This window comes from Shewanella sp. GJ50-10, from assembly GCF_055808815.1.
This window is the reverse complement of sequence record NZ_JBVVSS010000001.1, coordinates 68180-85007: the sequence shown is the minus strand read 5'-3', so window position 1 is coordinate 85007 and position 16828 is coordinate 68180. Positions and strand designations below refer to the sequence as shown.

Here is a 16828-nt window from a genome sequence, read left to right as displayed (position 1 = left end):
ACAAATAAGCTTAATTCACGTATCGAATATAAAGCGAATTAATAATAGAACTAACAAAAAACCTAATAAGAACACTAGTAAGAGTACTAGCAAGTAGGAACGATGAATATGACCATTTGCGCTATGGTAATCATTTTCGTCGTCACAGTTATATTTCCTTCGATTGCTCAGGCAGAAGTGCCCAGCAAACAGCAAACTCCCTCAAATAAGGGGGTCATCAGTGCAATCGAATCGGCTGAAATATTGACACCGACGACCACAGATAATCAAGGTCCCATGACCGTTGATAATATCGTGGTGGTCAGTAATGCCATTTTTGATGAAACCGACCCTGATGCCTTTTTCATTCATCACTGGGCTAATTTCCTTCATATCAATACTACTGAACCCACTATTCTAGACAAACTTACTTTTGCCGAAGGTGACACAGTTACCCAAAAAACCTTTGCTGAATCCCAACGACTTTTACGTGCAGAGCCTTATTTACGAGATGCCAAAATTTACGCGTCACAAAAAGCCCCTGACTCAGATACTAATGAGCAAACAGTTGTGGTCGAAACATGGGATAACTGGTCATTACTGCCAACGTTTAGTTTAAGTTCCAGTGGCGGCGAAACTAAATACTCAGTGGGGATTAAAGAAGATAACCTGATGGGCTTAGGGATAAAAACTCGCCTTAAATACCAATCTAATGCTGACAGAACTGGGTATAAATTTGGCATTACCGCGCCACTTAAAATTATTCAACACGCCACGGTTTCGGCCAACATCTACGACAACAGTGACGGGCAAGCAACCCACCTTTATTTCAACAAACCGTTTTACTCACTGGACACTAAAGATCAGTATTTTGCTGAGTACTTAACTGATCAACGTATTGATACCCTCAGACAGAACGGAGAGGACATCAATGAGTTTGAACATAATGTTGATTATGCGGCGCTGTCCTTTGGTTGGTTACTTGATAAAACTGATGTCGACTTATCAAGGATCACTTTAGGGATAACTCACGACAAACATCAATTTGAACCAAGCGAAACCTACCCTGACAGCCCACTACCTCAAGATCGAGATTTTATCTATCCGTGGATCGGTTTTGAATACCTGCAAGATGACTACAAAGTTCTTACCAATATTCATCTGATCAACAATAATGAAGACTTCAATTTAGGTTGGCGTCATTACGGCAGAATCGGCCTTGAAACAAACGACGTTGCCGAAGGCAGTGAGCTTGGTTATCACCTTAATTTGAGCACCAGTCGAGGCTATCAACAAGGTGACAATTTAATCTTGTTTAACTTTGCAGGCCAAGCCAGCTTTAATACTACCCAAAAGGATTTTTATAATGTTAGCGCTCAAGCTGAGTACTTTTATAAAATTCACCCCAAGTGGGCTGCGTATGCCAAAACCCGCCTCGCGACCTCTAAAAATAACTACCTCGATAAACCTTTTGCCTTAGGTGACGAAACTGGCGTGCGCGGTTACCCAAATGATTATCAGTATGGTGATAATCAATGGCTGGTGACAGGTGAAGTGCGCTATTACCCCAACATTAATTTATACCAGTTAGCAGAATTAGGATGGGCGACCTTTGTGGATGTTGGGCAAGCTTTTGGTGGGCCTGACGATAATAATGAAGTCAACTCTCCCATCGGCAGTATTGGCATTGGCGCGCGAGTGTACTCATCAAAGTCAAGTTATGGCAGTGTTGGCCATATTGATTTAGCCGTGCCGTTTACTAATGGGGAAAATGTCGATGACTGGGAATGGCGTTTTCAGGTAAGAAACCGCTTTTAGCCATACAGCAAATTTATCATTAGCTTTTAACATTAGGCTTTAACGTTCAACTATTAGCAGTATGGCTTGTGGGTTGAAATAACGGTTTTATTAATTACTTTTTGGCTGAAAACGACTCAATTTTCTGACGAACTTGCTGCTCTTGCTCTTTACTTTCAATACGATAAATCTTCTTAATCTGGGTTCTTAGCTTAGGGTTTTCGTCAGTGGCTACTGAGTCAAACCCCACTGTGACCTTGCCCATTCTTGATGACACTAACAATGCTTGAGCAAACTTTAAATTACTATCAACACCATTGAGCACTAGCAGGTAAGTCTCACGAGGACGGCTATCCACAAACACTGTGCGATTATCCATAGTGCGCCAACCATCCATTCGAAAATTATCAATAGTCGTCACTTCAGTTAATTCATCAAATTGGTACAAAGCCGCTTTTTGCTTCGCAGCTTCAGAAGCGCTACAACCACTGAGTAATAAGATGAAACCAGCCGTAATCAATGTCTTCAAGGGGTTATTTAACCGCATGTCATATACCTTTTACTTGTGATGATTAGTTGTGAAGTGAAGCAAATCAGTCGTAAGACTTAATAATAACTATAACCATCAAAAGGATATATTGACTAATTAATTATTGATGACATAAAAAAAGCCGCATCAGGGAAATGATGCGGCAATTGGGAACACTTTTTTTAAATATTACTTACGGCGTCTAAAGCCAAGTAAACCAGCTAATAACACTAAAGCGCCCATTGCACCGCCACTAGAATCTGACTTAGGCTCTGGTTCTGCGGCTATCACTTCAGCCACAACTGCAATTGATGCTGTTGCTGCCACAGCTGTTTTAACTCCGTTACTCACAGTAAGCTCAAGCACAGCTGTGCCATCAACATCTACAGCCGGTAAAGTCACCTCAGTGCTTTGAGCTGATGCATCTGCAAATGTAACTACTGGGCCCGATACTTGTACCCAAGCGTAGGTCAGCTCATCATCCATATTAGGTGCTGTACTAGCTGCAGCAGAAAGTGTCACAGTCGTTGCTTCATCAGCTGTTAATGCAACTGTCGGCTCACCGTTAATTAATGCGACTGGAATACCTTCAAGCATCACTGGCGCTAAGGTTTCGGTGTTACTGATATCACCCATGGTATGCGAGACACTAAAATCAAGTTCTTGGGACATCACTAAACTTGCTGTATCCATTGCTAACACAATTGTCTGGCCCGCTTCGTTAGCAGCCTGAACCACTTCCCAAGTCACCATATCACCAACAACTTCCCCTTCATGGCTATCACTGCTAATTGCTAACCCTGTCGGCAATTGTGTCGATACAGTAATCGTTCTTTCCATATCTGTATCGTTATCAGCAAGTGCAATAGACAATGTCACCATATCACCGGTATCGGCGGTTTCAACGTCGACACTGCTTTGTGCATAGCTTGCATTACGGTATAGCTCGATTGGCATTAAGCCAATATTATCAGGAACATCAACACCGGTACCAAGTTCAAGCACGGTAGTATATAAGGTGTCTGACTTAAGCTGTTTATTCCAGTTAAGCACTAAGCCAATATCTTCATTTCCAGCAACAGCAGACTTAAAGTCAGCAGTCACGGTTTCATCGTCTTTGCCAATAATCGCTAACTCAATGGTCACATCATCTTCAACATTAGAAGGTGCAGAAGTGTCACCATAATTATGCACAGTGACATAATATGAACCCGGCTGAGGGTCATTTATTTCACATGACTCAAAGGCAGTTTCGGTAGCACTCATACATGCCAACGGATCCATTTCCATTGCATTATCTGGCTTACCGTTATAGTTATCATCACGGCCAATATACAAATCAAGATCTGGTGACGTCGTATCTTTAATTCGCACCATAATTCGTTTAGTGCTTGGTGTGATGTTTATCAGTCTTGAATAGAACTTATTACTGTCGTTATAGACATTCGTAGGCCAGTTAGATGTATCGAAATCATCACGTGGAATAATGGTTTCAATTACTTCTACTTCTGTAAGTTCAAATACGCCCACTTGAATATCACTAGAGCCAACCGTAGTAATACCAGCAATATCAGCACTGCCATTGTCTTGCCCTGTGGTAAGCATGACATTGTCAGGGAAACTGCCTGCAACAAAGGTACCTACTACTGGCATTTTTGATGTTGTCAGGGTAGCATTCTCTGGCGTTAACACTAGGTAACCCATACCATACTCAGAACCAAAGCCTTCACCAATCGCTGCAGTGATATCTAAACTGATACTTTCGCCAGCATTCAAGGTAAAGCTAGAGGGTGAAGCTGTGATCGATAACCCTGTGGTATCGGTCATATCACTTACAGTCCAAGTTGACGCTGCTGTTGCTGTGAACGTGCGAGTCCAAGAACATTCCATCATGCACTCATTCATCAATGCTGAAGGTAAGTTCATCTCTTCTGGTATGCCATCTAAACGAGGTTCAGCATTAACATATTCCTCATACGTCACGTCCATGACTAAGCCGGCATTCAGTGCATCGGCAATACGCGCACTACCCGCTCCACCAGTAAATAAGCTTGAAGGCGTTACCCCATCGTCCATAAGAGTATCAGTTTCAGCACTAAGCATTAATGCAGATTGCGCCTCTGCTGGAGTCCACTCAGGTTTTAACGCTGCAATTAAGGTGTAAGCGCCAGCAATATGCGGGCTCGCCATCGAAGTACCACTCATAAAGGTGGTTGGAGATTCAGTCTTGTCTCCTTCGTCTCGCCATGGTTGATACTCAGTATTCGCGCCATAGATTTCTACCCCTGGCGCTGAGATATGCGGCGTTAACCAGCGATTCATTATCGACTCAGGGCCTCGAGACGTAAATGAAGCAGCAATATCGGCTTTTGATGCATCACTTTCAAGTTCTGATGCATTAAAGCTGACGGTATGACCTGAACCTGAAGCTAACCAGTCAGTAAGTAAAGCACCTTGAGCTGCATCTAAATGTACTGCAGGCAGTGCATGTAAATCAGCATCAATGGTTTCAGCTCCGCCATCGACATTGATCAACACGAGTCCCGCCGCGCCACCAGCAAGTACGTTACTGCCTTTAGCAACTCGGGCAATATCACCACGCTCACACACTACGATTTTACCTGTGAAAGTATCTGCTTCAAACGGGTCTAAACATCCCGCTTGGCCGAAATCGGCTGCACTCACAACTTCACCTGTTACGCCACTGGTTGCGCCTTTACCTGTTAAGGTTTCAAGATCATAATCGCCGCCAGTAAAGGTGACTTCCTTGTCTGTGAAGCTGCGATCATGTGTATAAGCAGCCACCGTGGTTAACCAAGGTGCATTACCTGGTGAACCTACAGTTTCTGCGCCTGGGCCATCGTTACCTGCAGCAACAGCGACATGAATACCCGCTTCACGTGCGGCAAGAAAAGCAAGTGCGTCAGTATCGTTCCAAGGGTCACTCGCACCACCACCTACTGAGTAATTAATCACTTGCACACCGTTGGCAATAGCATGTTCAACAGCTAACGCTGTCACATCAGGCCAACAACCCGCATCGGCAGCACACACTTGATATGAAATGATATTGGCATGTGGAGCAACACCACTAATCTGACCAAAACTAAACTCTGCTTCTTCACCAATCGCATTGTAAACAGCCACATCTTTAACGATATTACCCGCGGTGGTTGAAGCAACATGAGAACCATGGCCATTATGGTCAATACCAATTCGGTCATCACCTTCTGGGGTGTAGTCATCTAAAATACCTTCATGAGCCCAAATACCAATTAACTTATCGTTACAGTAATGGGCTAATTCAGAGTCACTACAATGCCCCAAGTATGTCCCTTCACCCAATGGATTCACGTGGTCATAACCATCACCACCAATATCAGCAAACGACGAGCTGGTATGGTTAATACCGGTATCCATAATCGCGACAATAACACCTTCACCCATACTGCCCACGCCCGTTGCGCTGCCGTCCCAAGCACTTGGCGCTTGAATATGCGCTGGGCCTGAGTCGGTATTAAGGTGGCGTAATTCAACTTTTTGAACACGCTTTACGCCTGGGACACTTGCTAAGATTTGCGCTTCTTTTTCGCTCAGCTCAGTGCTGAAACCATTCAAGGCGATTTGATAGTCAGCCTGAATAGTCAATTGACGATTTAAGCGTGACTTAGCTTGAGCAAGGGTCTTACTGCGCTGACTATTAAGGTATTGAACATATTGTTGACTGACTGCACTGTTAACATCCAAAGTACCGCTTTTAGCCGCCTTATTGCTTGGATTGGATAAAATGCTGGTTGCTTTAAGGTTGCCTGTATCACCGTGATACGTTGCCAAAGGCTGATCATCAAGTAACACCATATACAGATTTTCAATATGACGTGGTTTGGTTGGAGAAGGCTGATTAGTGCGTTGGCCACTGTCGGAATCTAACCCTCGGGTATCAACAACATTAGCTTGTAGTGTCGGAGTTAATGCTAGCGTCAGCGCCGCTGCAATTACGCTTTTCTTATATATCAATGTCACGGAATCTTCCTCGTTCTAATTATTATGTATCTCGTCTTTTTATCTGTAGTCGTTAATAAAACGGCCTCTACAAACTGCAACTTAACGCTGCATAAACGATGTCTATAACCTTGATACTCGAAAGATTTCATCACTGGCAAATATACCGTGACTATTCGGTTTCATTTAAGCTTCAATTTTATTTCAATTACTTATTTTTCATACACTTACAAAAACAACCTATATCTATATGTATCAATGGTGCTTTATTGATTCAATTATCCGTCTTTAACAGCTTTTTATGACCAAATGACGACTAGCGTACAAATCTACCCTTTCAAAATAACAACATATCTATCTGTTTTTAAACAAAATGAAAACTTACTGAAAGAGAAAAGAAACAAAATCAACAGTCATTTGCTTGAGCTTTTGTTTGGTTTCAATGACAACCGTATATACGAGTCCTTAAGTACAAGTGTTGAGCAGAAAAATCATCTGACTTAATCAGCCGAGGAGTGTGGCGACTCAAGTGAAACAAAAACAATAAAACGATAAATTGAAGGGAAACCCTATGTCATTTAAGAAATCAAAATTAGCGACGTGTATTGCACTCGCATCCGTCATGCCGATTGCTGCCTATGCAGCAAGCCAAACAGATGCATTATCGACTTACTCAACATCTGCACAGCAAACTCAAAATGCCACCTTGTTTGTTTACTTATCTGATAAAGGTTCTTTAACTAAAGCGACCATTAATAATAAAGCCAAGTTTGCCCAAAGCTTAAAACAAGTAGAGGCCAGCCAACAAAATGTTATCAATAACATCATGGCTATCGATGGCAATATCAAAACGCTTCCAGGCTCTAAGCTGGTAGGTAACTTTATTCGCGTTCAAGCTGATAGCAGCTACATTGACGAAATTAAACAGCTTGAAGGTGTCCAAGCAGTTGTAATGCAAGCAACTCCAGTCAAAGTGCCAACCAATGCATTACGCAGTGCTTCTACAGCTAGCAATAACCCTGTTGCTGCAAGCGCACCAGCTTTATCAGATGACATGACAGCGGGTGAAGGCGTTAAAGTCGCTATTATTGGTAGTGGTGTCGATTACACCCACTCAGGTTTAGGCGGAGACGGCACTGCAGAAACTTATGATACTGCAATGGAAAATGCCATTAATGCATTTGATGGTTTCCCAACCGAAGTGGTTGTTGAAGGTATGGATTTAGCCAGTGATGCAGGTTGGGGACTCGACCCAAACCCAATTGACCAAAATATCTACTTTACCCGTGACTATGACGGCGCAACTCACAATACCGGTCATGGCACCCGTTTAGCCAGCGTGGTTCACGCATTAGCTCCAGCCGCAAAAATTGCCGCTTATAAAACAACAAACGTGTCAGATCCATATGGTTATGGTTACAGCCTAGCTTACGAAACCTCTAGTACTTTCATGATGGCATTAGAATACGCACTCGACCCAAACCAAGACGGTAGCTTTGACGACAGAGCCGATATTATTGTGGTTGACGCTTTAGGCGGCAATGCTTTTTATGCCGAACATGATGATGGTGTATCAAGCCCTGTGATTGAGGCTTACGCTATCGAAATGGCATCAGCTTTAGGCAGTTTAGTGGTGGTTAATGCAGGTGATGGTGGCGATTGGTACGAAAATAATTTCAACATGACATGGCGTGGGGCTGCGCCTAGCGCAATGACAGTTGGCGGCATGATGGCTGATGAAGAAGGCAATATGATGGTGACAGAAAGCACCCCATATGGCCCCGTCCGTGGTGCATCAGGTTACAGCAAACCCGATATGGTGAGTTACGCTAAAAACGTTGATGTAGCTGTAGTTGGCGGAGGTGACGAAATGGAAACGGCATCTAAAACCGTTATGGGTGCAGCACGGATGGCAGCCGCGGCGGCGATTTTAAAGTCTAAGCGACCTGAGCTTTCGATGGCTGAAGTCAAAGCCTTGCTGATGAACACAGCCGATAACGCGGTTATGGATCTTAATGGCAAACAAGGTGAGCTGACCTTAATTGGTAGCGGTGTTGAAAATGTCGATTCTGCTCTTGCCTCGCCAGCTGTTGCTTGGGAAAAAGGCAGCTACCAGCCTAACTTAAGTTTTGGTTTTACTGAAGGCGCTGATACTCAACGCTACATGAAAGAAGTCCAGCTGAAAAACATATCAGCTGAAACCGTCACCTATGATGTCAGCCTAGCCAGCATGGGCAAAGATGGCGATAGCGCATTAACTTGGGAATACCCAGCCAGTATTAGTGTACCTGCGGGTCAAACTGTTGTTTTCCCTGTCACTATGGTGGTGGATTTTTCAAAACTTGATAATTGGCCGATGAAAATGGGTAGCGAATTAACCATTGAAAACTGGCAAAAAATTGAGCTTTCTGGTCAGCTACAACTGATGGCTGAAGAAATACCGACTATCAATATTAACTGGCTAGCTAAACCACGTGCAACCTCTTCAATTACCCGTCACTTTGACACTTACGAAGAATTATACGGCACTGAATTTACGGCAAAGTTCAGTGAATCTGCTGGCGGTTATGCGCAGCAATTTACCAACGATAGCGATACAGAAACCACCTTTGCTGTGTTTCCAGCCATGCACCATCAAAAACACCTTCCTGTCGGCAAGGAAAACACCCAAGGTAATATGCTCAATGCGGTAGCTGGTGGGATATACGATGACGCTATGTGTCCTTCAGGTAAGAAGATGGTGGTTGCAGGCCGTTTCTTTAAGCCAAATGATGTCGGTATGGCAAATCACTTTGATAAAGGCGGGGCTGCACTTGTGTGGTGGAGTACTTATCAAGAGCAATTTGTTATCGACAATGAGTTAGATAAAGTCGTTAGCGGCCAGCCGTATGCTTGGGATGAAGCTAGCCAAATGGTTATGAGCGGCTTTGTTGAGGTCGACGAAAACGGCCAACCCCATTCATATTACATTGATTTTAAAAAAGAGTATGACTGGACAGATCATTATGCCCGTTACACAAAATCGAGCCTACCAACTTACATAACGGGTCACGGACAAAACTTTGTTTCTCAGTACTGTCTTGATGATTTATATCATGGCGACCAAATGGCAACAGTTGAAGACTTCGATCAAAACCAAGGTTGGATATTCGGTACCGATAGAGATGCACAGGCTAACCTAGGTGAACCTATTATCCTGTTTAACCCCGTCCAATACGGTAAGACAACCACGACTGAGTACTTCGACTGGTTTACTGGCGAAATGGTTGAGTCTCAAAGTAAAGGTGGTGGACTGCCATTAATATCACGACTTGTTGAAGAAGGCGAAACCAAAGACTACAGCCCAATGGTAACCTTAGCAGCAGGTGAAACTGCTGAGCTTGCGATGGCCAGCGAATGTAACTTTATGTTTGGTTTCGGTGCTGGTTGTGAAAATGACGGCATGCTTATTATGAGCCTTGAAGATAACTGGGCCATGACCTCTCCAATGGGTCAAGGTGATTACGCCTTTATTCCTCACCCTAAAGATGGCCAAAGCCATACTATGGATGAGGATGCTGAAATGGGTGAAGTCATAGCTCAAGTCGAACTTGACTCTGAAACCTTCTTTGCCAATGGCATTTACGAAGCGCAGTGGTCTGAATACTCACTTTCTTTAGCTAAAGCCATTCCTGGCGACCCTTTCACTGTATCTAACACAGGCGAAATCAGCGTAAACAATCCTGAGGTTGTGGATTATGATGCGGGTAATATGAGCTATGAACTTGAAATCATTGGTAATCAAGGACAGGTCTATACTGCTGTATCTACCGTGACTATTCATATCAATAACGTCAACGATATTGCACCAGTAATGCTAGAGGACATGCCAGCTGTCACAATGGCAGATCAGCAAGCAGCAGAAATTGATGCGTCAATGTACTTCAGCGACGCTGAAGGCGATGCACTGACCTTTAGCGCAACTGGCTTACCAGAAGGCATCACGATTGATAGCAAAACAGGTATGATCACAGGTACTGCTGCTGCAGGTACTTACGATATTGTGGTAACCGCAGATGATATGGTTAATAAAACCGAAGCAAGCTTTACTATGACCATCAATGCACCTGTCGTTGAAGCGGCTCCTGAGCCTGATAATGATGATGACGGTGGTAGCTTAGGTTTCTTAAGCTTAAGTTTACTGGCATTACTTGGCTTTAGACGCAAAATGAATAAGTAACCGAGTAAGTATCTAGGAGCTGTTGATTCAGTCTTTTGGACTCAATCTAAAGCCTGGATTTATCATTAAAATAAAATGCGCTAAGAATTAAAAATCTTAGCGCATTTTTACTGATTTTTACCAGCTAATAGATGTATTAGCTTTAGCGCCTTAAAACTGGCAATAATGTCACTAGCCAAGTAAGTATTCCCTCCCTAAAAAGATACAAATTGAAACATTAATTTAACAAATCACAAACAAGCAGTAACTACCTGAATATTATTAATAAATATTCTTACTACCTTATTTATGGGCTTATTTCAAAATTCATAGTTTGTTCACTTAATCAATAAATCGGTTATGTTAGCTATCGACTATATACCGATGCGTATAATGCATTAGTCCGATATTTCACAGGTTTAAACTACAACACACGCTATATTCAACTGAAAATATAATAATAAAAACAAAACTCAGGAGTTTATTCTGCTGCAATGATTTCACTTCCTCATCAACGATATCAACTCGGGCAATGTGTCATTAATTGCTATGACATGACCATTACAGCGCAAGACAACACAGTTGCTTTACCTGCAAAAGTGTTCGAATTTTTAAAATTGTTGATCTTACATCCCGCCCAAACCGTGACTAAAGAACAAGCCATCGAACAAGTTTGGCAGGGTAATGTCGAGGTTGGGAAACGAGGAACAGGCAACGCGATATGGCAACTAAGAAAATCATTTTCTGAACTCGGTGAGCAGCCTGAAGACTACTTTAAAACCGTCACTAAAGTCGGTTACCAATTACTTATCTCTCCAACTCCTATCACGCCAGTAACCATTAAAAGCCAACAAAAGAGTGACCATAAAAAGCCCGCTTTTATCGCGCTTACAGTGCTATTTATAAGTTGTTTAGGCTTTTTTATCAGCCAAAAAGCGACTGAATTAACCACCCCACCAACAAGAGTCAGTGTCACACCTGAAAGAATTACTAACTTTGAAGGTGTTGAAGAGCGGCCGGTTATTTCGCCTGACGGTCGATTGATGGCTTTTCAATGGCGCAAAGAAGGTGCTAAAGGACATTTGTATATCAAAGATTTACAAGATGAGTCTGCACCGTTACGACAGATATCAATGAGTCATGATACTGAAGCTGTGCCAAGCTGGTCTCCCGACGGGCAATCACTCGCCTACCTTCGAACCACCAGCGATAACCAGTGCTTTGTCCATGTAAGAGATTTAATCAGCAATCAAGACAAACAGCTCGACTCAGGGTGTGTCAGTAAAGGATATTTACATAGCCTTGAATGGTCACCAGATGGCAGCGCTTTAGCGTATTCAAAGGCCATTGATGATCGCTCTGTTATTCACCTGTATCATTTTAATCGTAATGAAGTGCAAGCTTTAACATCACCAGCCTTAGGCGAGCATGACTTAATGATGACGTGGTCAGCAGATGCTGCGCAATTGGCCGTGATGCGATCTCAAGAGAATATGATTGCAAAAATTCTACTCTACTCACTCGCAGATAACAGCGAAACCACCATTATTAGTGACGAGACCTTGGTCATCGGCTTAGATTGGGAGCACAGCAGTAATCAACTTTATTTTACCGCGCTCAGAGAAGCAGATTTCGTCATCCAACAATATAATGTTGAAACACAAGCGTTAACGAGCTTTCACCAAGATGAAACCATCAGTAGCATTACAGTAAGTGAAGCAAGCAATAGCCTGTATTATGCCCGCCATATCTCACAGGAACACATTACTCATCGCTCGCTGGTAGATGGTAGTATTATCAGGCAACTTATCTCTTCATCTCGAGACTTATACGGTCAATACTTGCCTGCCACTGATGAGCTGCTGTTTCTATCAAACCGCTCAGGTGATTGGGAGCTATGGCTGAAGCAGCAAAATGACAATATCATGCTCACCGATAATATCGGCATGGTCACCATTCCCGCGCCTTCGCCAGTTAATTCGTTATATGTCGCGCCTATCAGAACCAAAGGGCTTGAATATAATGAGTTATATTTGGGCGACACCCAAAACAAATCCTTAGCTAAAATTGAGCCAGTCAAAGGCAATGTTCGTTATGCTTCATTTTCTATCGATGGCAACAGCGTCTATTACTCGTCCTTTGTTGACGGAGATTGGGGGTTATACAATTACAATTTAGCCACCAATAAAGTTGAGTTATTACTGCAACAAAACATCAAATACGCCATTGAAGGTGATAATAATGGACTTTATTACACCTTAGATAATGTATCGGGGATCTATCACTGGAACCGACAAACGAATCAGCACGACAAAGTGAACAACAGCCTGCGAGCAAAAGATTGGGGCAGCTTTTTCTACCAAAATAACGCCTTATATTACATCGAGCGCAGTGATGAAAATGATCACATTAAAAAACTCGACTCACAAGGCATAGTAACCACCGCCTTTAAGCTACCAGCCATGAGTGTTCGTAACGAACGAAGTATTGCATCAGGTAAACAAGACAGCTTAATTGTCAGTATGCAGGGCATTAATGATGCAGATATTTACCGTATTCCACTTCAGTAAAACATGAATAATGGGCTTAATAGCCCATTAAAAATCATCATTAATGCCAATGACATCAGTCAAGCTGTGTTGACACATTCCTTTGCAAATCCTATCAATTCAAGCCATAAAATCAGGTGCATAACTACACAAGATTTGACACACTGTAGGGCTAAAATTGGGTTTAAATTCAAGCACAGAATTAATAACAACAAGGATGCCCCATGAAAGCACTGTCTCTGGTTTGCGCCAGTATCGCTTTGGCCTTTTCGGGATTTAGCCATAGCGCTGAAATCGACAATAGTCATATTCAACAATTTGGCCCCGTCGCCATTTCAACCTCACAATCATTATCAGCTGGCAGCCACAGTGATGCTCTAAGGGCTAACCTTGCCACTGCATTATCGAGCCATAATGAAATTGATATCTTTGGTAAAAGCTACCAATGGAAAGCAGCCAAAACCACATCAGAAAACGGTTGGGTTGGTTATAAAATTCAATTAAGTGCTGAGCGCTATACTCAAGGCACACTGACAGTTACTGGGCTTAATAAGCCGCAAATTTACCTTAACGGTGTATTACTTGAAGCGTCAGCTGAAGCAGAACTGGCTTTGCAAAGTGGTGACTATCAATTAATGATCCTTGCCGATGGCAGTGCTGATGAAGCCGATTTCAGCATTGATTGGCAAGGTAAGTCAGATATTGATACCCCAAGCTTTACTGCGACTAAAACCCACCGCGTTTCAGCTAAGCAGCTATTTGACTCAGAAGTCGTTACCAACCTGAATTTATCACCAAACGGTAAATACTTACTGCAAACCAAAAGCCATTACCCAGCCAACAACGATAACAAGCCTGTTAGCGTTACCGAGCTCATTAGCACATCAGATAAAGACGTACTTTATCGTTGGCAAGATAGCGCACCAGCAAGCGCTGCTTGGTCAAGTGACAGTAAGCAGTTAGCTTTTGTTGCTGATAAACAAGTTCAGCTATTAACAGTGTCAGATATCAATATTACTGTCGCAGCCACCCAAATGGAAAACGTTTCAGGCCTGCATTGGTATGGTGACAACTTACTATTTAACTGGGAAAAACCGTTTAAAGCAGACGAAAAAGCCACTAATAAACGCTTTCAAGCGTTACAAGATAGATGGAGTTACTGGCGTAACAACAGCCAAATATACTTGCTTGATACTGCCTCAGGATTTATCCGACAGCTAACTGATGGCAAGCTCAGCAGTAACTTGCTTGATAGCAATCAAGATGACAATAAATTGCTTCTGACCCGCTCACCTGTTGATTATAAAAAGCCAGCTCACGGCTTAACTCAGCTGGTTGAAGTTAATGTTAATGATCTTACTGAAAACCTGATTGGCGAATACCGCACCTTCAATAATGCCACTTACACCGACGATGGTATGTACATCATGGCAGGTCCAGACTTTATGGATGGCTTAGGGGTACAAGACCCTGAAGTGGTCGTTAATAACTATGACGGACAATTGTACTGGCGCAGTAATAAAGGCGAAGTCACTGCACTCAGCAAAGACTTCGACCCAGCCATTGGCGGCGCAGCGAAACTCAGTAATGATGATTTGATATTACGTGTGGGTGAAGGCGATAGAGGACAGCTTTATTTATTCGATTTAAGCCGTAAGAGTTATAAAAAACTCAGCACAGGCATGGATATGGTTAACCGCTTTAGTGTTGCCAGCGACTTATCAAAACCTGTCATTGCTTACGCTGGCACTTCAGCCACCGTGCCGCAAAAAGCCTACTTTATGAAGTCTGGTAAAAAGTCACTGCTATTTGATAGCCAAACAGCAAGCTACGCTGATACTCGCATCGGTGATATTCAAGATTTTGACTTTACCAACAAGCACGGCCACAACATCGATGGCCGCGTTTATCTACCTGTTGATTTTGATGCCAATAAACAATATCCAGCATTAGTTTACTATTACGGCGGCACTTCACCTGTCACTCGTAACTTCACGGGTCGTTGGCCATTCAACCTTTGGGCAGCCAAAGGCTATGTGGTGTATGTGCTACAGCCAAATGGTGCTACAGGTTACGGCCAAGCATTCAGTGGCCGTCACGTTAACGCATGGGGTGATTACAGCGCGGACGATATCATTGAAGGTACGCAAGCTTTCTTAAAAGCACATAACTTTGTTGACCCTAAACGTGTGGGTAACATGGGCGCCTCTTACGGCGGCTTCATGACTATGTATTTAGCCACTAAGACCGATATTTTTGCCGCTTCAATGGCACATGCTGGGATCAGTAATTTATCGGCTTATTGGGGTCATGGTTGGTGGGGATACGGTTACTCAGGCGTCGCCAGTAAAGGCAGTTTCCCATGGAATAACCGTGATTTATACGTTGAGCACAGCCCGCTATATAACGCTGACAAAATTAACACCCCAATGTTATTACTCCATGGTAATGCTGACACCAACGTACCTGTAGGCGAAAGTCATTACATGTATACAGCGTTAAAGATGCTCGATAAACCAGTTGAACTAATAGAGTTTAATGGCCAAGACCACCATATTAATGGTCGCCAAGCACGTTTTGATTGGTGGGATGCAACCCTTGCATGGTTCGACTTACATTTAAAAGACGAACCACAATGGTGGAACAAGCTTTATCCAGAAACCAAAGCAGTTGAGGTTAAGTAAACGGATCTCATAATAGAACCAACCTAACGAAAAAAAGCCCTGAGATATCAGGGCTTTTTTGATTCCATTTATCGCTGCTATTATTGATACAGCCGCTTATAGTCAGGTATATGCTCAACCCAGAATGGCGGCGTGCCAATATACTCTTGCACAGCCTTAATAAACTCGCTCACCAGCAAGGTTTGTTTACGATGCGGGTACACCGCATAAATGCCAGTATCCATAGTCGACAGGCCATAATTAGTTAATAGTGGCACGAGTTTCGATTTCTCGATCGGCTCTTCCAAGTTAAACAAATCTATCAAGCTATAACCTAGGCCAGATTTAATTGCATCAATAATCGAGCGCACATCACTGGACTTATAATTACCGCGCATTTTGTAAATTTTGTACTGCTCGCCATGGGGCACTTCAGTCAAACACATCTGATCTAAGCTGACATTACCGTTACTGTAAATAACCGCGGGCAATTGAATCAGCTCTTCAGGTGTTTGCGGATTGCCATGCTGCTGAATAAACTCTTCTGAAGCGACAATCGCAAAATGAGTCTTAGCAACCTTCTTGGCAATCAAATTTGACTCCGTCAGCTTACCCACTCTAAATGCCACATCGAAGTGATCCGAGATAATGTCGGTGCGTTTATCGTCAAGAGACATAGTCACTTTGACATTCGGATACTGTTTCATAAATTTAGCGATAACAGGCTGCAGATACTGCTGACCAAAATATATCGAAGATGAAATGCGGATAATGCCTTTGGGCTCTGATTGATAAGAGTCTGCAATATTCTGAATTTGAGTCAGAGTGTCCATTAAATTCTGCGTCTGCTCTAAAATCTCTTCACCAGCAGACGTTAGTGAAAATGATCGAGTTGAACGATTTAATAACTGCACGCCCAGTTCAGTCTCAAGCTTTTTAATCTGCTTAGACAACAATGAGTTATCCATGTCATGCAAAGCGGCCGCTTTAGTAAACGAGCCTTGCTGAACCACATCCATAAAAAGCGTTAATTGTTTAGTTAGTGACATGAAAATACCGTTAAAGAATCAGATTTATCACTAATCATGACTTATTTGAGTGTGATTAGGTA

Annotated in this window: 7 protein-coding genes; 4 read left to right on the top strand and 3 right to left on the bottom strand. The window is 42.8% G+C overall.

Annotated elements, in window-relative coordinates:
• Window positions 1–276: 276 nt before the first annotated feature.
• Window positions 277–1797 carry a ShlB/FhaC/HecB family hemolysin secretion/activation protein gene (locus AC0L4E_RS00335; protein ID WP_473681430.1) on the top strand — a complete coding sequence of 507 codons (1521 nt, stop codon included), beginning with the start codon at window positions 277–279 and terminating at the stop codon, window positions 1795–1797.
• A gap of 94 nt (window positions 1798–1891) precedes the next feature.
• Here the strand turns inward: AC0L4E_RS00335 and AC0L4E_RS00330 are convergent, their stop codons facing one another.
• Together AC0L4E_RS00330 and AC0L4E_RS00325 are read right to left on the bottom strand one after the other, a co-directional pair.
• On the bottom strand, window positions 1892–2323 hold the full coding sequence (locus AC0L4E_RS00330) for a DUF6491 family protein (RefSeq protein WP_473677514.1): 432 nt from the start codon (window positions 2321–2323) through the stop codon (window positions 1892–1894).
• A gap of 171 nt (window positions 2324–2494) precedes the next feature.
• Window positions 2495–6328 (bottom strand): S8 family peptidase, encoded by a 3834-nt coding sequence (locus AC0L4E_RS00325; protein ID WP_473677513.1) that lies wholly within the window; start codon window positions 6326–6328, stop codon window positions 2495–2497.
• A gap of 550 nt (window positions 6329–6878) precedes the next feature.
• Between AC0L4E_RS00325 and AC0L4E_RS00320 the strand changes: the two genes are divergently transcribed.
• The 3 genes from AC0L4E_RS00320 (at window position 6879) to AC0L4E_RS00310 (ending at window position 15738) form a co-directional block, all read left to right on the top strand.
• The gene (locus tag AC0L4E_RS00320) at window positions 6879–10526 is read left to right on the top strand and encodes a S8 family serine peptidase (protein ID WP_473677512.1); all 3648 of its coding nucleotides are present in this window, start codon (window positions 6879–6881) and stop codon (window positions 10524–10526) included.
• A 473-nt stretch (window positions 10527–10999) separates the two neighbouring features.
• Window positions 11000–13075, top strand: coding sequence for a winged helix-turn-helix domain-containing protein (locus tag AC0L4E_RS00315; RefSeq protein WP_473677511.1), 2076 nt, complete (start codon window positions 11000–11002; stop codon window positions 13073–13075).
• Window positions 13076–13278: 203 nt separating this feature from the next.
• On the top strand, window positions 13279–15738 hold the full coding sequence (locus AC0L4E_RS00310; RefSeq protein ID WP_473677510.1) for an alpha/beta hydrolase family protein: 2460 nt from the start codon (window positions 13279–13281) through the stop codon (window positions 15736–15738).
• Between the two features lie 80 nt (window positions 15739–15818).
• Here AC0L4E_RS00310 and AC0L4E_RS00305 read toward each other — a convergent pair whose 3' ends face one another.
• Window positions 15819–16766 (bottom strand): LysR family transcriptional regulator, encoded by a 948-nt coding sequence (locus tag AC0L4E_RS00305; RefSeq protein ID WP_473677509.1) that lies wholly within the window; start codon window positions 16764–16766, stop codon window positions 15819–15821.
• Window positions 16767–16828: the final 62 nt, after the last annotated feature.

Bases quoted from the DNA above. Each gene is read 5' to 3' on its own strand.
- AC0L4E_RS00335 (WP_473681430.1), top strand. From the start codon at position 277: ATGACCGTTGATAATATCGTGGTGGTCAGTAATGCCATTTTTGATGAA.
- AC0L4E_RS00330 (WP_473677514.1), bottom strand. From the start codon at position 2,323: ATGCGGTTAAATAACCCCTTGAAGACATTGATTACGGCTGGTTTCATC.
- AC0L4E_RS00320 (WP_473677512.1), top strand. From the start codon at position 6,879: ATGTCATTTAAGAAATCAAAATTAGCGACGTGTATTGCACTCGCATCC.
- AC0L4E_RS00315 (WP_473677511.1), top strand. From the start codon at position 11,000: ATGATTTCACTTCCTCATCAACGATATCAACTCGGGCAATGTGTCATT.
- AC0L4E_RS00310 (WP_473677510.1), top strand. From the start codon at position 13,279: ATGAAAGCACTGTCTCTGGTTTGCGCCAGTATCGCTTTGGCCTTTTCG.
- AC0L4E_RS00305 (WP_473677509.1), bottom strand. From the start codon at position 16,766: ATGTCACTAACTAAACAATTAACGCTTTTTATGGATGTGGTTCAGCAA.